The sequence below is a fragment of the Ignavibacteriales bacterium genome, from assembly GCA_015709675.1.
GTDB lineage: Bacteria > Bacteroidota > Ignavibacteria > Ignavibacteriales > Ignavibacteriaceae > H2-BAC3.
On sequence record CP054182.1, the window covers coordinates 1571599 to 1592281 of the forward strand.

18 protein-coding genes are annotated in these 20683 nt (G+C 44.8%); 15 read left to right on the forward strand and 3 right to left on the reverse strand.

The genetic code is table 11. The features are described 5' to 3' along the window. From HRU80_05815 to HRU80_05845, 7 genes are all read left to right on the forward strand, one after another. Entirely contained in the window at positions 1 to 849 is an 849-nt protein-coding gene (locus tag HRU80_05815) for an MBL fold metallo-hydrolase (protein QOJ30471.1), read from the forward strand. A 3-nt stretch (positions 850 to 852) separates the two neighbouring features. Further along, a complete protein-coding gene (locus tag HRU80_05820; protein QOJ28413.1) occupies positions 853 to 1182 on the forward strand; it encodes a Rieske (2Fe-2S) protein in 330 nt (109 codons plus the stop codon). A 3-nt stretch (positions 1183 to 1185) separates the two neighbouring features. Further along, the gene (gene queG, locus HRU80_05825) at positions 1186 to 2139 is read left to right on the forward strand and encodes a tRNA epoxyqueuosine(34) reductase QueG (GenBank protein ID QOJ28414.1); all 954 of its coding nucleotides are present in this window, start codon (positions 1186 to 1188) and stop codon (positions 2137 to 2139) included. A gap of 60 nt (positions 2140 to 2199) precedes the next feature. Further along, positions 2200 to 3153, forward strand: coding sequence for a thioredoxin-disulfide reductase (gene trxB, locus HRU80_05830; protein QOJ28415.1), 954 nt, complete (start codon positions 2200 to 2202; stop codon positions 3151 to 3153). A 292-nt stretch (positions 3154 to 3445) separates the two neighbouring features. After that, positions 3446 to 3940, forward strand: coding sequence for a hypothetical protein (locus HRU80_05835; protein ID QOJ28416.1), 495 nt, complete (start codon positions 3446 to 3448; stop codon positions 3938 to 3940). A gap of 4 nt (positions 3941 to 3944) precedes the next feature. Continuing rightward, a complete protein-coding gene (locus tag HRU80_05840; GenBank protein ID QOJ28417.1) occupies positions 3945 to 4550 on the forward strand; it encodes a hypothetical protein in 606 nt (201 codons plus the stop codon). Between the two features lie 12 nt (positions 4551 to 4562). Next, a complete protein-coding gene (locus HRU80_05845) occupies positions 4563 to 5780 on the forward strand; it encodes a hypothetical protein (GenBank protein ID QOJ28418.1) in 1218 nt (405 codons plus the stop codon). Between the two features lie 24 nt (positions 5781 to 5804). On the opposite strand, the gene HRU80_05850 is transcribed toward HRU80_05845, so the two are convergent. After that, positions 5805 to 6656: a Fe-S cluster assembly protein HesB gene (locus HRU80_05850; protein QOJ28419.1), complete on the reverse strand. Its 852-nt coding sequence runs from the start codon at positions 6654 to 6656 to the stop codon at positions 5805 to 5807. Between the two features lie 235 nt (positions 6657 to 6891). Here HRU80_05850 and HRU80_05855 point away from each other — a divergent pair, with 235 nt between their 5' ends. The 7 genes from HRU80_05855 to HRU80_05885 all read left to right on the forward strand — a co-directional run bounded on the left by HRU80_05855 (position 6892) and on the right by HRU80_05885 (position 15322). Beyond that, positions 6892 to 7317 carry a GIY-YIG nuclease family protein gene (locus tag HRU80_05855; protein ID QOJ28420.1) on the forward strand — a complete coding sequence of 142 codons (426 nt, stop codon included), beginning with the start codon at positions 6892 to 6894 and terminating at the stop codon, positions 7315 to 7317. Positions 7318 to 7591: 274 nt separating this feature from the next. Then, positions 7592 to 9277 (forward strand): energy-dependent translational throttle protein EttA, encoded by a 1686-nt coding sequence (gene ettA, locus HRU80_05860; protein ID QOJ28421.1) that lies wholly within the window; start codon positions 7592 to 7594, stop codon positions 9275 to 9277. Positions 9278 to 9548: 271 nt separating this feature from the next. Then, a complete protein-coding gene (lepA, locus tag HRU80_05865) occupies positions 9549 to 11342 on the forward strand; it encodes an elongation factor 4 (GenBank protein ID QOJ28422.1) in 1794 nt (597 codons plus the stop codon). Then, entirely contained in the window at positions 11342 to 12229 is an 888-nt protein-coding gene (lepB, locus tag HRU80_05870; GenBank protein ID QOJ28423.1) for a signal peptidase I, read from the forward strand. The genes lepA and lepB overlap by 1 nt, the downstream gene beginning before the upstream one ends. Positions 12230 to 12249: 20 nt before the next feature. Beyond that, positions 12250 to 14238 (forward strand): S8 family serine peptidase, encoded by a 1989-nt coding sequence (locus tag HRU80_05875; protein QOJ28424.1) that lies wholly within the window; start codon positions 12250 to 12252, stop codon positions 14236 to 14238. Continuing rightward, a complete protein-coding gene (locus HRU80_05880) occupies positions 14235 to 14888 on the forward strand; it encodes an O-methyltransferase (protein QOJ28425.1) in 654 nt (217 codons plus the stop codon). The genes HRU80_05875 and HRU80_05880 overlap by 4 nt, the downstream gene beginning before the upstream one ends. A 2-nt stretch (positions 14889 to 14890) precedes the next feature. Continuing rightward, a complete protein-coding gene (locus tag HRU80_05885; GenBank protein QOJ28426.1) occupies positions 14891 to 15322 on the forward strand; it encodes a hypothetical protein in 432 nt (143 codons plus the stop codon). Between the two features lie 100 nt (positions 15323 to 15422). Here the strand turns inward: HRU80_05885 and HRU80_05890 are convergent, their stop codons facing one another. After that, complete coding sequence (locus HRU80_05890; GenBank protein QOJ28427.1) at positions 15423 to 16067, reverse strand: YigZ family protein; 645 nt, start codon at positions 16065 to 16067, stop codon at positions 15423 to 15425. Between the two features lie 84 nt (positions 16068 to 16151). Between HRU80_05890 and uvrA the strand changes: the two genes are divergently transcribed. After that, on the forward strand, positions 16152 to 18980 hold the full coding sequence (gene uvrA / locus HRU80_05895) for an excinuclease ABC subunit UvrA (GenBank protein ID QOJ28428.1): 2829 nt from the start codon (positions 16152 to 16154) through the stop codon (positions 18978 to 18980). A gap of 554 nt (positions 18981 to 19534) precedes the next feature. Here the strand turns inward: uvrA and pta are convergent. Beyond that, a complete protein-coding gene (gene pta, locus HRU80_05900) occupies positions 19535 to 20509 on the reverse strand; it encodes a phosphate acetyltransferase (GenBank protein ID QOJ30472.1) in 975 nt (324 codons plus the stop codon). Positions 20510 to 20683 lie beyond the last annotated feature (174 nt).

Below are 20683 nucleotides of genomic sequence, written 5' to 3' on the forward strand. Positions count from 1 at the left end.
ATGAAGATAGGAAAATATGAGATTGTTTCGGTTGAAACCGGAAGATTTTCGCTGGACGGAGGGGCAATGTTTGGCATTATCCCCCGGCCGCTGTGGGAAAAATCCAATCCGCCCGATGAAAAGAACCGTATTGCCATGGCTGCAAGGGTGCTTCTGCTGCGTTCATCATCCAGAACCATTCTGATTGATACCGGCATGGGGGTGAAATGGGAGGAAAAATCCAGAGTAATATATAACTATCATTTTGAAGAGAATCCTCTTTTCAGCGGACTGAAGCAGTATGGGGCAGCACCTGAGGATATAACCGATGTGATTCTTACTCATCTCCATTTTGACCATACGGGAGGTTCAACTCTCAGAAGAGGTGAGCAGCTTCTGCCTGCATTTCCGAACGCAGTATATCATGTGAGAAAAACCAATTTTGAATGGGGGATGAATCCTTCTGACAGGGACCGCGGCAGTTACATAAAAGAAAATTTTGAACCGCTCATGAAGGAAGGTGTTTTAAGACTGATTGATCAGGAAGAGTACCGGTTTGATGAAGAAATTTCACTCCCTGAATTTAACGGACACACTTTCGGACAGCAGCTTCCGCTGATATCGGACGGGAACACAACACTTTTCTTCTGCGGAGATCTTTTTCCTACCTCATCACATCTGCCGCTCCCGTATATCATGGGCTATGACCTTCAGCCGCTTGTGACTCTCGCCGAGAAAAAGGAGATTCTCAGGCGTGCAGCTGATGAAAACTGGATTCTTGTCTATCAGCATGATCCCTTTTTTGCCGGCTCAAATGCCGTACTCTCAGGCAAAGGATTCCATGCCGCAGAGATGCTGAAGGAGCTGTAGGAGGTGGAAGAAGGGTATATTAAAATCTGCCTACTTTCTGAACTGCAGGAGGGCAGGGGAAAACGGATATATATGGATGAACATCCTCTGGCGGTGTTTCTGGTGAAGGGCAGGGTCTATGTGACGGACAATATCTGTCCGCATCAGCATTCAAATATTTTGCATGAGGGATTTCTTGAACAGGGATTTGTCGTCTGTCCATCACACGGGTGGTCATTTTCTCTGGAAACCGGAATGCAGCCGGATGGCAGAAGGGGGATTACTTCGTATCCAGTCCATGTCAGGCAGGGGGTGATCTATGCAAAGTTTATCCCTAAAAAGTATTCCTGGTAAGTGATGGAACTCAGCCGGGAAGATATTATCCGAAGACTTGCCGCGGAATTCGGTTTTGAGTTGTGCGGTTTCGCGAATGCTGAAGAACTTGAGAAAGAATCCGTTCATCTTGGTGCATGGCTTGAGCGCGGATATCATGCCGGAATGGCGTATATGGAACGGAATCAGGACAAACGGAAAAATCCCGCGCTTGTGCATGAAGGTGTCCGTTCGGTTATCTCCCTAGGGATGATATATAACACACCCGATCAGCATGAACACAGGGAAGGGGAAGGCAAGATTTCACGGTATGCGTGGGGGGATGATTATCACTATATCATGTGGGAGCGGCTGGAAAAAATGTGTGCCGCAATCCGCGGGATATATCCGGAGTTTACCTTCCGTTATTATGTGGATACAGGTCCTGTCATGGATAAAGTATGGGCAGTGAGAGCAGGTTTAGGGTGGATGGGAAAGCATACCAACATTATCAGCCGGGAAAAAGGAAGCTGGTTTTTTATCGCGAATATTTTTACGAATCTTGTTTTAGCTCCGGACACACCTCTTGAAGATTTCTGCGGGAGCTGCACCGCCTGCATTGATGCCTGCCCCACCGGTGCTATAGTGCAGCCCTGGCAGGTAGATGCGGGCAAATGTATATCCTATCTCACCATTGAAAATAAAGGGGAAATTAGTTCGGAATTTGACGGAAAGTTTGACGGCTGGATTTTTGGCTGTGATGTCTGCCAGGATGTCTGTCCGTGGAATAATAAATTCGGGGCGCTCAGCTCAGAAAAAGGATTTCTTCCCAGACATGGTGAAACAAGTCTTTCTCTTCAATATATTTCTGATCTTGATAACGGAAAATTCCGTGACCGGTTTAGCGGCAGTCCCGTGCTGAGAACAAAACTGAAAGGTCTGAAGCGGAACGCGGATTTTCTGAGCAGGAAGGACACAAATGAAGGGGGAAGGAAGTGAATCCTTGAAACGGGTTGGGTATCATATTATCATTATATTTAATTTTTTTGAAAGATCATAATGAGCGAAAATCATCACAAAGTACTTATTATCGGTTCCGGCCCTGCCGGACTTACCGCAGCACTCTATAATGGCCGTGCTAACCTGAGTCCTGTAATCTTTGAAGGACTTCAGCCAGGCGGACAGCTTACCATTACCACTGAGGTGGAAAATTATCCCGGATTTGAGCATGGCATTCAGGGGCCCCAGTTAATGGATATTATGCGAGCCCAGGCAGCACGCTTCGGGGCAAAGTCATTTTATAAAGAAGTAACAAAAGTTGACTTCAGCAGACATCCGTTCGTGATTGAATCTTATGATGAAGTGCATACTGCTGACGCGGTTATTATCTCCACCGGGGCTTCAGCAAAACTTCTGGGACTGGAGAGCGAAAAGAAATTTATGGGTTACGGTGTTTCTGCCTGTGCTACCTGCGACGGCTTCTTTTTTAAAAACCAGAAGGTGCTTATTATTGGCGGCGGGGATACTGCAATGGAAGAAGCATCATACCTGACAAAGCATGCCGCGGAGGTTGTTCTGGTTCACCGCCGGGATGAGTTCAGAGCTTCCAAGGTTATGGTTGACAGAGTGAAGAAAAATCCGAAGATCAGAATTGTGACCAGCAAAGTTCCCGTTGAAGTTCTCGGAAGCGAAGAAAACGGACGCAAGGTTATGACCGGTGTAAAATTGAAGGATACCAAAACAGGTGAGATAACTGTTGAGGAAGCAAACGGCCTTTTTATCGCTATCGGACATCAGCCCAATACTTCGCTCTTTAAGGGTGTCCTTGATATGGATGAAAACGGCTACCTGATCGTAAAACCCGGCTCAACCGCCACCAACATTCCGGGCGTTTTTGCGGCCGGAGATGTGGCTGACAGCAAATACCGGCAGGCAATAACCGCAGCTGGTACCGGATGTATGGCTGCTCTGGATGCAGAGCGCTGGCTGGAAGCAAACGGCCTCGGCCACTAATTTTTCCCGTTTTACCTTAAAAAATGATCCCCCGCCTTGTTCAAAGAGGCAGGGGATTTTTTTATTATCCCTTATGATCTAATCATGAAGATTTTTGAGGCGGGGGAATGGTACTTGAGAAAATGTGATCTGTGAGGTACGCATCAGCTCTCTTCCGGTTTATCACTTCATTATCAAAAAAAATTATTTATATTCAATCAGTGTCTCTTTTAATTTTCTTTCAGATGGTTCATGGCGGCAGAATACACGAAACCGTTTCAGAAAGGAACTTCACCATGCAGCAGGATAAAAAATGGGTACACAGCAGAGTCTTCTGACCATACTTGCAATGATGCTGCTGACCATGCTATCAGTACGGATGAATTCAAACATCCTCCGCACGCAGGATATTACGCAGAATTCCAAATTCGGACTTACTGCCATTTCACTTGCTACATCACGGATTGAACTTGCCACGCGTCTCTCATTTGATGAAAACACCTATAATAATCCGCTGACCAGCACCGCGCTGCTTACTTTTCCGGTTTCTTTTGGCGCTGATTCGGGTGAGACGGATCACACATTGTTTGATGATATTGACGATTATCATAATTATTCCGAAACAGATTCCACGCTCCCATCTGCTGTATATACTATCATCTCCAAAGTACGCTATCTTGAGCCGGTGAATCTTACCGCTTCATCCACGCCAACCTGGCACAAGCAGTTTTCCGTTTATGTAAGCAGCCCGAGCATGCAGGATACCGTGATGATGTCAACCGTTCTCAGTTACTGGTACTTCAGGTAGCAGTATGGGTACTACAACGATTCTTGATATTATCGGCGCACTGGTGATCGGGGGAATTATGATGGCATCACTTCATTCTGTCAATCAGAATGTGCTGACCAATATGTATTATTATAACTCTGATATCATCAATCAGTCTAATCTGGTGAGTGTGGTTGATTTTCTTGAAAGAGATATAAAACGGCTTGGATACAGTTCAGATCCTGCTCTGCTGCCCACCCCCGCTAAGTCAATCCTTGTGGCAGATACCTCGCGCATAAAGTTCGCGGGCGATATAGATAACAACGGGGTGATTGATACAGTAACCTATTATATAGGGCCGCTCTCTGATCTGGCCTCAACGCCCAATCCCCGGGACAGAATTCTCTACCGCCGTATTGATCCGGGAGCCAGGGTCACACCAAATCCGGGTGTTACTGAATTTTCACTGCTGTTCTTTGATGCACTTTCAGATACGCTTCCTCTGCCCCTGCCGGCTTCAGAGACAGGAAGAATTGCCGCAATTCAGATATCGGTTCGGGTAGAGAGCGCTAATTCAGTAGATGAGCAGTATGCGCTTGCGTTCTGGAGGCAGATACGTGTATCAGCAAGAAATCTGAAGAACAGATAGGAGTATATATCTATGTTTGGCAAAGCATCCATAATCCTGGTTATTGGTTTTTCGATGATCTTCATGCTCTATCAGCAAAATCTGATTACATCGCAGTCAGGCTCAGTCATCACCTATTCAGACTATTATTCAAAAATTGCAGCAAGAGACCTTGCCGTGGCGGCGGCTAACCTTGCCTGCAATCAGATATTTATTGATCCCGAATGGGAGTCAAACTATTCAGGAACATCATTTATGGGGGGTAAAATATCCATAACGGTTAAAGATTTAAGTTCAACCAAAAAAGAAATAACAGCAATCTCACAGACCAGTGCGTATAAGGATACAATCGTAATTGTTCTAAGTACAAGTAATTTCGGAAGATTTGCCTACTATGCTGCAATTGCACCCGGTAATATCTTTTATGTAACTGGTGATACCGTGTGGGGACCAATGCATGTGCAGGGATTTCTTAACGTGAACGGTTCACCGGTATTTATGGGTAAAGTTACTGCAAGCAAAGGAATAAAATATGGTTCGCCGGGCAGTACGCCTATTTTTAACGGCGGTTATGAAGGCGGGGTGAACCTGACCATCCCGGAAGATCTTAATGATGTATATGCGGCTGCAACGGCTTCGGGCAAAGTGTTTTCCGGTTACAATGATGTGTGGCTGGAATTCCTCAGTAATGGAACTGTAAACTATAAAACTTCGCTTGCCGCGGCCTGGACAAATACTTCACTCAGCAATTTAACTGCAAACGGTGTAATTGCTGTTGATAAAGGGAATTTGCATATAAAAGGCAAGGTAAAGGGAAGAGTTACTGTTTATGCGGGAGCGAGTTCAGGAGGCGGGAGCGGTAATATATTTATTGATGATGATATCACGTATGTGGGCAACCCCCTTGATCCTTCATGCACGGATATGCTTGGAATAGTTGCATCGAACAATGTGCTTATTGCTGATAAACCGGAAACAAAAGGTGATGTAACCATTCACGGCAGCATTTTTAATTTTGGCGGGGGCATTACCGTTGAAAATTTAAACAGTATCGGCAAGCAGGGAGTAATACGGCTGGTTGGCGGGCTTATTCAAAGACAGGGTCAGGTGGTAAATATATATAACGAGAATGATAACGTTATCTTAAAGGGTTACAGTCTGAATATCAGATATGATAGCCGGTTGCTGCTCAATACGCCGCCGGAGTTCCCCGCAACGGGGAGTTATGAAATTCTCTCCTGGCGGGAATAGTCTTTAACCCGCTCTGATGCCGGGTTATTTCAGTCTGACGATTCCATTTTTTACCGTCAGAAAATTTTCCTCCTCAAGCTGCGCGAGTATATCTTCTTTTTCCGGATGCTGAATTCCCGAGAGGAGAGACTTCTTTTCTGCTGTTTTTTCTTTAAGCAGTGTTTTTAGTATATATCCCCGCGCCTCGCGTCTCGAACCCTTAAAGCTGCTTTGTTTGGTTAATGGAGGGTAGAGTTTTTTTACTCCGGCGGAAAGGGATGCACCGTAATCCATCAGTGCATTATGCCAAAGGGCTGACTTACCGCGGGGTATAAGCTGTTTCGCGATTACTCTCAGCTCATCATTACTTACGCTGTTATCCAGTCCAAGTTCGTGCAGCAAAACCCGCCGTATATTAATATCAACAACCGGAACGGGTTTATTAAACGCAAACGCAAGAATTGCAGCGGAGGTATATTCGCCTATTCCGGGGAGCTTCTGTAGCAATTTTTCCTCCTGCGGAAATTTTCCGTCATAGATTCTGAGTAATTCCTGAGCTGCCGTACGGAGCCGGAGCGCCCGTGAGTTGTATCCCAGTCCTGACCAGAGTTTCAGGAGAACAGGTGTTTTTACCCGGGCTAATGACTGAAGATCAGGGAGTTTTGAAATAAACCGTTCATAATATTCACGTACCCTGCCCGCCTGAGTCTGCTGAAGCATAAACTCTGATACCAGAATATGGTATGGGTTGTTTGTGTTCCTCCAGGGCAGATCACGCCCCTCCTTTGCGTAAAAGGAGAGGATTTTCTTCCTCAACTTCATCAGTGATGTTTTGTCTCTGACAGCGCCCTTAATTCTATGTGCGGATTTAAATTCTTTTGTGATTTTTTGCTTCATTTGGTCTTCATCACACGGGTTTTTTTATCTGAACAAATTTAAGTAACATTCCGTTGTGAAAATCTGATTTCACTGTCAGGAATTCTATCAGACTTCATGGTTAATCAGCAAAGGGGCTGACTCTCGGGTTATTTTCGTCAGTATAAATCAATCCCTTTGCCGGTACACTGCTTTCTTTCACTTGATTAAATAGGTTTTTTTCATGCAGGAACAGAAAAGCCCCGGTAAGGAGGCTTTGAAATCCGCGTATTCATATACGCTTAATTTTATGGGTTATATCACGGAAGATGAGATTCATAATCTTCCGGATAGTTCCGGTGTATTCTGTGTTTATGAGGCCTCACGGCCCGATCACAGCCCTGGTATGGTTATGGAACGGCTGCTTTATATCGGCGAGGCGGGCAATTTAAGGAACCGTTTACTTAACTGTGAACATATGAGTGTCTGGCAGTTTTCCGTTAAAGCGAAAAACCGGCTGGCTTTCTCATATGCCCTAATTGACTCTTTCAACCGGCTGCGCGTTAATGCAGCACTGGTCTTTTATCATAAACCCCCTTTTAATAAAGAATATCTGGAGAATTTTCCGTTTCATCCGACCATTGTGAGAAGCAGAGGAGAAACTTCCCTGCTTGATACGATGTTTTCGGTGGCGAGAAAGTAAGACCCCTCGACTCCGCTCGGGGACCGCCCCTCCTCCGACAAGTCGGAGCGGGGACCGGTTGAGTACGCTCGGGGACCGGTTGAGTGCACTCGGGGACCAGTTGAGTACGATTGGGGACCGGTCTTTTGACAAGCCGGGGATGTCCCTTCTTACTTATTGTGAGGGCTTTGTGTCCTGAATAAGTCTCAAACCAGATCAGAATTCCCCTTTAAGAACTCTCCGGATATTCGGATATTTACGGTTCAATTTTTTTTCATTTCAGGAAACCCACACTTTGGCAGTTGAAGTCAATAAAATAATTTACTCCATGATAGGGGTAAGCAAATATTATAACAAAAAAGCAGTCCTTAAGGATATTTACCTCTCCTACTTTTACGGGGCAAAAATCGGTGTTCTCGGTCTTAACGGCTCGGGGAAAAGCAGTCTCTTAAAAATCCTTGCCGGAGTTGATAAAGAGTTTAACGGCGAAACTACGGTTTCCCCCGGTTACACAATCGGCTATCTTGAACAGGAACCGCAGCTTGATGAAACCAAGACCGTAAAGGAAATCGTCCAGCAGAGTGTGCAGAACATTGTTGACCTGCTAAGGGAGTTTGATGAAATTAACGCAAAGTTTGCCGAGCCGATGGATGATGACGAGATGACTAGGCTCCTCGAAAAACAGGGAGAGGTTCAGGAAAAACTTGATGCAAATAACGCATGGGATCTTGATGCACGCCTTGAAATGGCGATGGATGCACTCCGCTGTCCGGACGGAGATACTCCGGTAAAAGTTTTATCAGGCGGAGAAAAGCGCCGTGTTGCACTCTGCCGTCTGCTGCTCACCAAGCCGGATATATTGCTGCTTGATGAACCAACAAACCATCTTGATGCTGAAACTGTTGCATGGCTTGAGCGCCATCTGCAGGAATATGCAGGAACAGTTATTGCAGTAACCCACGACCGTTACTTTCTTGATAATGTAGCTGGATGGATTCTTGAGCTTGATAACGGTGAGGGAATTCCATACAAAGGAAATTACTCCTCCTGGCTTGAGCAGAAGCAGCAGCGTCTTGCTCTTGAAGAGAAACGGGAGTCTGAACGCCAGCGGACGCTTGCCAGAGAGTTGGAATGGATTCGCATGGCACCAAAAGCACGTCATGCAAAATCAAAAGCAAGAATTACCGCTTATGAAAACCTGCTCGCGCAGAAAAACGAACAGCGTGAAAAAGAACTTCAGTTATATATACCGCCCGGGCCGCGCCTCGGCAATACCGTAATCAATGCCGAAGGTGTGATGAAAGCGTATGGAGATAATATCCTGGTTGAGGATATGAATTTCTCCATTCCGGCAGGAGCCATCGTTGGAATCATCGGACCTAACGGAGCAGGTAAAACAACTCTCTTTAAAATGATTAACGGTGTTGAGAAACCTGATGCAGGAAATCTTATAGTAGGTGAAACAGTAAAACTCGCTTATGCAGATCAGAACCGCGAAGCGCTTAAAGCTGATAAGTCAATCTGGGAACTGGTTTCAGGCGGTGAGGATATCATAACACTGGGAAACCGTCAGGTGAACTCTCGTGCTTATGTGGCACAGTTTAACTTTTCCGGAGCAGACCAGCAGAAAAAAGTTTCTGTGCTCTCTGGCGGAGAAAGAAACCGTGTGCAGCTTGCGCTTATGCTCAAAGAAGAAGCAAATGTACTTTTACTTGATGAGCCGACCAATGATCTGGATGTGAACACCATGCGTGCCCTTGAAGAAGGCATCGAAAACTTCGCCGGCTGCGCACTGATTATCTCTCACGACCGGTGGTTCCTTGACCGCATTGTTACTCATATTCTGGCTTTTGAAGGGGAAAGTAAAGTAGTCTTTTTTGAAGGCAGCTACTCTGAGTATGAAGCTAAGCGCAAAGAGCGGCTCGGCATTGATGCAGACCAGCCCCACAGAATAAAATACCGCCACCTCACGAGACAATAGGTCAATGAATTATGAAGTATGAAGTATGAATAGGTGAGCACAATTCACCAGATTGTCGCTAATGTCTTCGGAGTCCTTTAAGTCCTTCATTTTTAGAGCCAAGTATAAATAACAAATAATAACCCCCGGCAGCCACAGCAGTCGGGGGTTTTTATTTTGATATAAAATTTAGTGCATCCTGAACCGGCTGCGGTCAGCCCAAAACACCCCCTAATTCCATTTCCCCCTCCCTGCAAATTGAGTATATTTGCAATTCACTTTTTACGAGTTTATGGAAAATATTCGGAATTTCTGCATAATTGCCCACATTGACCATGGTAAATCCACCATTGCGGACTGTCTTCTTGAGCATACCGGCACTATAACCGCCCGGGAAGCCAAGAACCAGATTCTTGATGATATGGACCTGGAAAGGGAACGGGGGATTACCATTAAATCCCACGCTATTCAGATGCAGTACAAAGCGCGGGACGGTAAAAACTATACCCTTAACCTGATTGATACTCCGGGACACGTTGACTTCGCCTATGAGGTCTCCCGTTCTCTGGCTGCCTGTGAAGGGGCAGTTCTGATTGTGGATGCCTCTCAGGGGGTGGAAGCTCAGACCATCAGTAACCTTTATATGGCCATAAACTCCGGTCTGGAAATTGTGCCGGTTCTGAACAAAATTGACCTCCCCAGCGCTGAGCCGGAAAGAATTAAGCATCAGGTGATTGACCTGATCGGCTGTAAGGATGAGGATATCGTGCTTGCCAGCGCAAAAGCAAAGCTCGGCATTGAAGATATTCTTGAAGCAGTGGTTAAAAAAATACCCGCACCTAAGGGCGACCCGGCCGCACCGCTTCAGGCGCTGATATTTGATTCCATATTCGACTCCTACCGCGGAGCAATTGCATATATACGGATCATGAACGGTACTCTGCGCGAAAAAGACAAACTCCGTTTCTTTGCGCATGATATACAGCATGAAGCTGAAGAGGTTGGCGTACTTGGTCTTAAAAAAATCCGTACGAATGAACTGAGCGCGGGCAATGTGGGCTATCTTATTTCCGGCATTAAAGATGTTCATGATACCAAAGTGGGTGACACCATAACAACGCAAAAAGACGGTGCGCCTGCTCCTCTGCCTGGTTATCAGGAAGTAAAGCCGATGGTATATAGCGGGCTTTTCCCCACGAACTCAGAAGATTTTGAAGATTTACGTGATGCTCTCGAAAAGTTTAAACTGAATGATTCCGCTCTGGTCTCACAGCCGGAGTCATCAGCAGCACTCGGGTTTGGTTTCCGGTGCGGATTCCTTGGTCTGCTTCACATGGAAATTGTGCAGGAGCGGCTTTACCGTGAGTTTAATCAGTCCATTATCACAACACTTCCTAACGTTGAGTATATCGCGTACAAAAAAAGCGGGGAACAGGTCATAGTTGATAACCCTGCTGATATGCCCGCCGTTGGAGATCTTGAAATAATTGAAGAGCCGTATGTAAAGGCACAGATTGTGTGCCCGAGTGAATATGTGGGCAATATCATGAAGCTTGCGATGGACAAGCGGGGGCAGTATAAAAACACTTCATATCTTGATCCGACCCGTGCTGATCTGACATTTGAATTTCCGCTGGCTGAAATCATTTTTGATTTTTATGACAAACTGAAATCCACAACACGCGGTTATGCATCGTTCGATTACGAACTGATTGGCTATAAAGAATCTGATCTGGTGCGTCTTGATATACTGCTCAATGGCGAGGCGGTTGACTCCCTCTCCATGATTGTGCACCGCTCCAAAGCGTATGACTGGGGCAGGAAAGTCTGCGACAAACTGAAAGATTTGATACCCAAACAGATGTTTGAAATTTCCATTCAGGCGGCTATTGGAACTAAAGTAATATCAAAATCCACCGTTAAAGCGCTCCGTAAAAACGTTCTTGCCAAATGTTACGGCGGTGATATATCCCGTAAGCGCAAACTGCTTGAAAAACAGAAAGAAGGAAAGAAGCGGATGAAACAGGTGGGCAACGTTGAGATACCGCAGGAGGCATTCCTGGCGGTTCTGCAGATAGAGGACTGATGGAAGACCGGGCTGACCTTCCTGAAGAAAAGCCCGTCAGGAGCAGGCACTTTGGTCTGAGCGTGAGGGAATATATACGCGTGACCATTATTGCAATTATTCTGGTTATTTTCCTCAGAACATTTGTGCTTGAGGCATACCGCATTCCCACCTCTTCCATGGAAAACACACTGCTTCCCGGTGACCTTATACTTGTTGAGAAACTTTCATACGGGCATCTTAACGAATTCGAAATTCCTTTTACCAGTATTAAATTCCCCGTTTTTAACCTGCCCGATTTTTCACAGCCGGAGCGGAATGATGTGCTTGTGTTTCAGTATCCCGGTGACAGGGATGAATACATTCCCTCCCGTCAGGAAAATTATATAAAGAGAATCGCAGCACTACCGGGAGATATTGTTGTTATCCGCAAAGACACGGTTTATATTAACGGCCGGCCTCTGGAAACCCCCGAAGGTGTATTTTATAAAAGAGAAAAAAAGGAATGGCGGGATGACAGGATTTTCCCTCCGGGCAAGGAGTGGAGCAGTCTTTCCTACGGTCCTTTGTTTGTCCCAAAGTCAGGGGATACCCTTCATTTGAATCCTTTTACCATTGATGAGTGGCGTGTGTTTATTAACCGTGAACTGCGCAGACCGGCGGTCTCAGTCGAAGGGGGCAAAGTACACATTGACGGGTATGAAACAGAAGAGTATATTGTAAAGAAAAATTATTACTTTGTTCTTGGTGATAACCGTGATGACAGTATGGACAGCCGGTACTGGGGATTCGTGCCTGAAGACCATATCATTGGCAGGGCATTCATGATTTACTGGTCGCTTGACCCTTCTGCATTTTCAATTATGGATGCACTCCGGTCAGACCGGATACTAAAAAAAGTTCATTGAACGATTAAAGCAAAACAACAATGAAATCACTATTGTATTCAACTCTGCTCCTGATTCTTATATTGAGCAGCGCTGCAGAGGCGCAGAGACCGGGCGAAAAATATTTTATCTTCTTCCGTGATAAAGGGGTTGCTGAGAATACCCTTATGAAAGGTTCGGATATTTTTAATGAGGCGCTCAGCCGACTCTCCCCTGAGGCCATCGAAAGAAGGAAATTAGTTCTGGGTGAGGAAAATATCATCAGTTATGAAGACCTGCCCCTGCGATCAGAATATATACAGCAGCTTGAATCAGAAGGAATCAACATCCATCACCGGCTCAGGTGGTTTAATGCGGTGAGTGCGTATCTTACCCCTCAGCAGAGAGCCAGGGTGAGCGGTTTTTCTTTTGTTGAAAAACTTGAAAAGGTGAAATCCTTTACCTCAGTCCGGATGCCAGATACTCAGGAAGATAATGTATATCAGCCGGGATTGAATAAAAATTTTATTGAGTACGGAGAATCGTATGTGCAGCTTCAGATGAATGAAATTCCGGCAGTGCACAGAAAAGGAATTACCGGGCAGGGTGTAATGCTGGGGCTCCTTGACACCGGCTTTGACTGGCAGCTTCATAACTCGCTTAAAACCCGGAATGTTGTGAGCGAATATGACTTTGTATTTAATGATAACGTAACAGCAAATCAGGAAGGGGATGTGGCCTCGCAGCATAATCACGGCACGTATGTTTTTTCAATTGCCGGTGGTTATCAGGATAGCGTTATGATAGGAGCTGCATATAACGCATCATTCCTGTTAGCCAAGACTGAAGATGTCCGTTCAGAAAGAAATGTTGAAGAAGACAACTATGCAGCAGCACTTGAGTGGATGGAAAACCGCGGTGTAAGAATTACCTCCTCTTCACTCGGTTATAACACTTTTGATACAAACCAGGTTTCATATACATATTCTCAGATGGACGGCAAGACAACCATCGTAACCCGTGCTGCAGAACTTGCATTCAGCAAGGGAGTGCTCACTATAACTGCTGCCGGCAATGAAGGTAACGGATTATGGAAGTATATAGTTGCCCCGGCGGACGGATTTAACACGATTGCCATTGGAGCAGTTACCTCGCTCGACTCAGTTGCCTCCTTCAGCGGTATTGGTCCGACCCCGGACGGCAGAATGAAACCTGAACTTGTTGCTGTGGGGGTAAATACGTATGGTGCAAGGGCCTCTACTCCGAATCAATATCAGTCAAACAGCGGCACTTCGGCGGCTACTCCTATTGCTTCAGGAGCCGCTGCACTGGTCTGGTCAGCGTTCCCGCATCTGACTAATAAGCAGGTAAGAAATTTACTGATCAGCACGGCAGGCAGTTTTAAGCGGCCAAACTTTTACCGGGGTTACGGACTTATCAATGTAAAAAAAGCACTTGAACTTCCTGCAGTAAAAAATACACCTGGCGGCATTGTAGCCGAGAAAATATTTTTTGATTCAGTTTATGCCAATTACGGAGCATATATATTTATTTCAAAGAATAACCGAGATTTTGATTCAGTTCAAATGATTTTTGACGGAGGTTTTAAGTATCAGGCGGCACTTCCTGCGGTTGGAATTAATGATCCCCTCTATTTTTATATAAAGTATGAGTCAGCAGCAGGTGAGTTGACCACACTTCCCGCGGGCGGTACCTGGTATTCACCTGATCCGGCCGTATCTGATGTCGCTTTTGAACCCGCAGCACGGATTCAGGATTTCTCTCTTGAGCAGAATTATCCGAATCCCTTTAACGGTTCTACGGCATTTCAGTTTTATACTGCATCACCAGTCGAAGGAGAGGTTGTTGTGTATAATATCCTTGGCCAGAAAATTAAGACGATCTACTCAGGGCAAATCAGATCAGGTTATAGCACCTTCTTATGGAGCGGGCTGAATGATCATAATGTCCCTGTTTCTTCCGGAGCATATATCTATGCTGTCAGGTCAGCAAAAGCCAATGCGTATAAGAAATTAATGCTTCTTAAATGAGCGGCTTTCTTACAAAGGAAACAGAACACTATTTAGAGGAGCTTTTCAGGCAAACCGACCCTCTGCTTAAGGAGATGGAGCAGTTTGCGCATGAGAAGCGCATCCCTATTATTGAACCTGGCGGGGCTGCTTTTCTTGACATATATCTCCGCTCCCTTAAACCAAAAAACTATCTCGAACTTGGCACTGCCATTGGTTATTCAGCGATCATAGCTGCCAATGCACTGCCCGATGATGCTCAGATTGTAACAATCGAAAAGAGTGCTGATAATCTCGTTCTGGCACGCAAATATATAAACAGGTCGGGTTTTCAAAACAAAATTACCATTGCTGAAGGGGAAGCAAAAGAACTGCTGAGGGGTTATCTGGCTGAGTGGGACTGCATCTTTATTGATGCTGACAAGGAAGACTATGATGAACTCTTTGAACTTTCACTTCCGCTGCTGCGTAATGGAGGAGTGATTTTAATTGATAATCTCCTCTGGCACGGATATACAGCTTCATCTGAAGTTCCGGCTTATTATTTCAGGAGCACAGAAATCATAAGAGCATTTAATAAAAAGCTTGCCTCGGGGGACGCATATCATTTTACCATCGTTCCTGCGGGGGATGGAATTGGCGTTGTTATTAAAAAAAGCGGACAGAAATAAGCATGAGTTATACGATTACAGACAGTAAATCTTTTATGGACGGGCTTGAAACTTTTTCCGGAGGAAAGCTGAAGGAAAAAGAAATGGTTAAGTCCATGCTTCACTATTCGCTCAGTTCTGACTCACTTAAGCTCTTTGAGGATTGCTGCTTTACTACTAAATATATCAGCGGACTTATGCGTGTGTTAAAGAGTGCAGCCACCATGAGTGATGTAAAAAACACTGACAGCATTAAAAGTGATTTATCAAAAAACTTTGAACAGTTTACTTTGCAGGTAAAAGAGATTATAGGTCTGATGCCGGAGGAGACCCGGGATACAGTAACGCAAACATATCTTGAAATGACTACGGAATCATTTACAAGATTGAACAACCTGATAGCTGATCTTAACTGGGCTAAAATGTATCTTAATGACCTGAAGAGAAGCGTGTAAAATCAGGTTTGGCTGCTTAGTGAGCAGTGTGTAATCATCTTCACGACTCTTGTCATTGCTGTCCTTACTGTCCTTAAAGTTCTTCAAGGCATGAAGTTTTTTAATAATACCCAAACTCTTCCATATCTTTGAACTTTACCCGTCCGGAAAAACTTTCTGTTAGCTCAGTTCTTAAAGAATCTGTCTGGTCAGATCTTATCCAAAAAATCTGTTCTACTTCTTCAAGATATATCTCATCTTCTTTCCGGACGGAATATCTGCCCGAAATCCGGTAAAAGTTACTGATGAACTCATGCGGAAAAGTGATCCTCATTTTCGCATATAAATGATACTCCTTGGTGCCGATGGTGGAAAGGGCATCAAGTGCGGACTGGTAATATGCTTTACCGAGCGGACCGACTCCAAGTTTCGTGCCTCCGTAATACCGGGTTACCACAACCAGTACTTCAGTAAGGTCAAAATGATCAATCGCCTGAAGAATCCGGACACCTGCTGTACCGCCTGGTTCACCGTCATCCGAATATTTCACCCCCTCTTTAAGGGTTTTTACCGCAAAACAGTGGTGGGTGGCATCATAATACTTCTTCCGCAGAGCGGTAAGATGAGTCGGATAACTTTCCCCGCCGAAGAGGGGAAACACCCTTGCGATGAATTCTGACCCCTTTTCTTTCAGCGCCAGCTCAGCGAAACGATCAGCGGTGCGAAATTGTTGAGGTTGTAACGGATTTTGTAAATACTCAGACATAGAATGAAAAATTACAGAATTATTTGTTTGATTTTGATAGAATGTCTGAGTAACATATAAGTTTAAATTTTATCGCATTGAGCATTGGAACAGGAAAAAATTATAATTAAGGGGGCGCGTCAGCACAACCTGAAAAACATTGACGTGGAAATACCCCGTAACACTCTGACGGTTATCACCGGGCTTTCAGGGTCAGGCAAGTCATCGCTGGCCTTTGACACCATTTATGCCGAGGGACAGAGGCGCTATCTTGAATCACTCTCCCCTTATGCCCGGCAGTTTCTTGACATGCTTGAAAAACCCGATGTTGACCAGATTGAGGGACTAAGTCCAGCTATCTCAATCGAGCAAAAGGTGACCGGCGGAAACCCCCGCTCAACCGTAGGAACCGTCACAGAAATTTATGATTACCTCCGTCTGCTTTATGCCCGCGTGGGAACAGCCACTTGCTACAACTGCGGCAAACCGGTAAAAAAGCAGTCTGCTGCACAGATTCTCGAAAGCATACAGGATACCATGAACGGAAGCAAAGTTGCCATTCTTGCTCCGGTTATCCGAGGAAGAAAAGGACATTACCGTGAATTGTTTGAAGAGATAATGAGCGATGGCTTTACCAAAGTCCGGGTTGACGGTGAGTTCCATGAGATACACAAGGGATTTCAGGTTGACCGATATAAAGTGCACAACATTGAAATAGTGGTTGACCGCATTAAAGTGGGTAAAGAAAGTACGACCCGTCTGACTGAATCAGTTGAGGTTGCGCTCAGTCAGGGGAACGGCGTGATGATGCTTAATGACGGAAATGAAGACCGGGTGTTCAGCAGATTTCTTGCCTGCATGGAGTGCGGCATAAACTATCAGGAACTTGCTCCTAATTCATTTTCATTCAACTCTCCTTACGGTGCATGTCCGGAGTGTGACGGATTAGGTGAAAAGAAAGAGTTTGACCTAGAGCTTATCATCCCAGATTACGCAAAATCAATTGAAGAAGAAGGTATTGCTCCTTTAGGGAAGCCAAGACCAGTCTGGATATATTCGCAGCTTCAGGCGGTGGCGGATGTTTTTGGATTCGACTTTAAAACACCTCTCAAAAAGATGAGGAAAGATCAGCTTGAAGTAATTCTTCATGGCACAAAAGAAAAAATTGCATTTAAATATAAATTCGGGAGCGGCAGAGCGGTAACGTATAATCACAAGTTTAACGGCGTTATCGGTTATCTGCAGAATCATTTTAATTCAACCTCATCAAATAACATCCGCGAGTGGGTTGAGTCGTTTATGAATACCGTGCCGTGCAGGGAGTGCAAGGGCGGGCGGCTCAAGAAAGAATCTCTTTCAGTAAAGTTCAACAAACTGAATATTGGTGAGGTCTCATCACTCTCAATAACCAGATGCAGAGAATTTTTCAGCAAAATAAAACTGTACGGCAATGACAATATTATCGCCGCACCGATTCTCAAAGAAATTAATACACGGCTGGACTTTTTACTCAATGTCGGCCTTGACTATCTCACCTTGGACCGGAGTGCTCGGACGCTTTCCGGCGGGGAGTCGCAGAGGATACGGCTTGCAACACAGATTGGCACGCAGCTTTCAGGTGTGTTATATATACTTGATGAGCCGAGCATTGGTCTGCATCAGAGCGATAATATCAAACTGATAAACTCACTCAAGCGGCTGCGCGATCTGGATAACACGGTTATCGTGGTTGAACATGATAAAGAGACGATTGAGAATGCAGATTACCTGGTAGATTTGGGTCCCGCCGCAGGTGAGCATGGCGGTGAGATTTGCGCTCAGGGGACAGTACCGCAGCTGATGAAAATAAAACAAAACCGATCAATAACGCTTGATTACATGAAAAATCAGCGGCGCATTGAGCTAAAGAGCCATCAGCGGAAAGGGAGCGGAAAATTCCTTACCCTTAAAGGTGCAAGGGGAAATAATTTAAAAAATATTGAACTGAATATCCCGCTTGGCACGTTAACGTTAATCACCGGACTGAGCGGTTCAGGTAAGTCATCACTCATCAATGAGACGCTCGTTAAGATTCTGATGCGGGAGCATTATGATTCCAAGACGGTGCCGCTTCCTTATAAAAAAGTGGAAGGTCTTGAAAACATAGATAAAGTGATTGAAATTGACCAGTCACCAATTGGCAGGACTCCTCGTTCGAATCCTGCAACTTATACGGGATTATTTACACATATACGCGACCTATTTGCTCAGCTTCCTGAATCAAAAATGCGCGGATATGCTACCGGACGCTTTAGCTTTAACGTTTCCGGCGGAAGATGCGAGGCATGCGGCGGTGACGGACTTAAAAAAATTGAGATGAATTTTCTTCCCGATGTATATGTCACCTGCGACGTCTGTGCCGGCAAGCGATATAACAGGGAAACACTCGATGTTCTCTATAAACTTAAGTCAATATCCGATGTTTTGGAAATGACTGTTGAAGAAGCACTCCACTTTTTTGAAGACCTGCCGCGCATAAAAAGGAAGATTCAGGCAATAGCTGACGTCGGGCTCGGATATATACGGCTTGGTCAGCAGGCAACCACCCTTTCCGGAGGAGAGGCACAGCGGGTTAAACTGGCTACCGAACTGAGCAAAGTAAGTACAGGTAAGACGATTTATTTTCTTGATGAGCCGACAACGGGGCTGCATTTTGAAGATGTGCGTGTTCTGCTTGAAGTGTTAAACAAATTAGTGGAAAAGGGAAACACGGTTGTAATTGTAGAACATAATCTTGACGTGATTAAAACAGCGGACTGGATTATTGATATGGGGCCCGGCGGCGGTGAAGCCGGCGGAGAGATTATTGCAGAGGGAACTCCCGCACAGATTGCAAAGAATAAAAAGAGCATAACGGGAAAATACCTGGTAAAAGAATTAGTAATTAGCAGTTAGTAATTAGTAATTTTTTTTAATTTGTCATTGAATATATTGTCACTAATATAAGTGTAGTTTGGTGTCGCCCCTCTGGGGCTTGGGCTGGTTTTATCTGACTTTTCTATTGATATTTCGCCCCTGACGGGGCTGCACTTAGCGCCGTAGGTGCGTACAGTTAATAGAAACCGATATATAACAAACAATCTGAGCTCCGTTGGTGCGTTATATTAATAACAAACGCAAGTCTAAAAATATAAAGCACCATAGGTGCGACATCGCTTGCGGCTCACTATTGGCACGCAGATCTTAAACGGATGCAAAGCAGCGTGGAATATAAACGGATCAGAAGATAATTAACAATCATTAGGCAATTTGTAAAGGATTTATTTGATGACTTTTAATTTTTAATTTTTCATTTTAAATTTAACCCAGTGTCCCCAGAGTCCCCAAAAGTTAGCAAGGTAGCCAATTAAACAAAAAAGCTGCAACTAAGCTTTTTTAGTTGCAGCTTTTAATGTTTATATAAACTGTATCAATTCACACTTCATATTTCATAATTTATAATTATGAAATTACTTTGCCATCATTGCAGCAATGGCTGAGGTGTTTACGATATCTTCAACGCTGCATCCGCGGCTGAGATCGAAGCAGGGTTTTTTAAGGCCCTGCACAACCGGCCCTACCGCTTCAGCTTTTCCAAGACGCTGGGCAATTTTATATCCGATGTTTCCTGCCTGAAGATCAGGGAACACAAGCACATTTGCGTGGCCTGCAACTTCACTGCCCGGGGCTTTTTTCTTTCCGATTGATCCAACAATTGCAGCATCAAACTGCAGCTCACCGTCAACTTTAATTTCCGGCGCTTTTTGTTTAACAATATCTGTTGCTTTACGGACTTTATCAATCAGTTCATGCTCGGCGCTGCCTTTGGTGCTGAATGAGAGCATGGCAACAAACGGTTCTTCACCGGTAAGTATCTGATGATTGCGTGCAGTGGAAATGGCAATATCGGCAAGCTGCTCTGCATCCGGATTGGGGACAACCGCGCAGTCTGCAAAACTGTAGGTAATCTCAGGATAGACCATAAGGAAAAAGCTGGAGACAATCGAAATGCCGGGAGCCATTCCCACGCACTGAATAGCTGCGCGAAGCACATCACCGGTTGAGGCGAATGATCCGGCTACGGAGGCATCAGCCATTCCTTCGGAGACCATCATTGCCCCAAAGAAAAGATCCCTCTTCATTGTCTCTTTTGCCTGCTCAAAGGTAACCCCTTTTGCTTTTCTTTTATTATAGAAGATGTTGGCAAAATCGGTCAGCTTGTCGGACTTTTCATGATCTATGATTCTTACCCCCTGAAGGTTTATTCCTTTTGCTGAGGCATCATCCCTGATTTTATTCTCATTTCCAAGAATGATAACCTGCACGGTTCCGTTTTTTGTCAGGATCTCAGCGGCTCTGAGCACCCGTTCATCGTGGGACTCGGGGAGCACGACAGTTTTTTTTACTTTTGAAGCTTTTTCTCGTATTTCGGTTAATAATTTCAGTTCTTCCATGGTATTTGTCTATTAGTCTGTTAAAAATCGTTACAAATGTAGTCAATTTCACTCATTTTTTGTGCCAATAACCAGTTTACATTCATCCTCTTTTTTAGACCTTTCATCAAATCGTTATTGAAATAAAAAATCCGGCTGCTTATTTTACCTACCGGTAAGTAAGAA

Coding starts and splice junctions, on each gene's coding strand:
- lepA (QOJ28422.1), top strand. CDS start 9,549: ATGGAAAATATTCGGAATTTCTGCATAATTGCCCACATTGACCATGGT.
- HRU80_05840 (QOJ28417.1), top strand. CDS start 3,945: ATGGGTACTACAACGATTCTTGATATTATCGGCGCACTGGTGATCGGG.
- trxB (QOJ28415.1), top strand. CDS start 2,200: ATGAGCGAAAATCATCACAAAGTACTTATTATCGGTTCCGGCCCTGCC.
- HRU80_05890 (QOJ28427.1), bottom strand. CDS start 16,067: ATGTCTGAGTATTTACAAAATCCGTTACAACCTCAACAATTTCGCACC.
- HRU80_05815 (QOJ30471.1), top strand. CDS start 1: ATGAAGATAGGAAAATATGAGATTGTTTCGGTTGAAACCGGAAGATTT.
- HRU80_05850 (QOJ28419.1), bottom strand. CDS start 6,656: ATGAAGCAAAAAATCACAAAAGAATTTAAATCCGCACATAGAATTAAG.
- HRU80_05880 (QOJ28425.1), top strand. CDS start 14,235: ATGAGCGGCTTTCTTACAAAGGAAACAGAACACTATTTAGAGGAGCTT.
- lepB (QOJ28423.1), top strand. CDS start 11,342: ATGGAAGACCGGGCTGACCTTCCTGAAGAAAAGCCCGTCAGGAGCAGG.
- HRU80_05875 (QOJ28424.1), top strand. CDS start 12,250: ATGAAATCACTATTGTATTCAACTCTGCTCCTGATTCTTATATTGAGC.
- HRU80_05835 (QOJ28416.1), top strand. CDS start 3,446: ATGGGTACACAGCAGAGTCTTCTGACCATACTTGCAATGATGCTGCTG.
- HRU80_05885 (QOJ28426.1), top strand. CDS start 14,891: ATGAGTTATACGATTACAGACAGTAAATCTTTTATGGACGGGCTTGAA.
- HRU80_05845 (QOJ28418.1), top strand. CDS start 4,563: ATGTTTGGCAAAGCATCCATAATCCTGGTTATTGGTTTTTCGATGATC.
- queG (QOJ28414.1), top strand. CDS start 1,186: ATGGAACTCAGCCGGGAAGATATTATCCGAAGACTTGCCGCGGAATTC.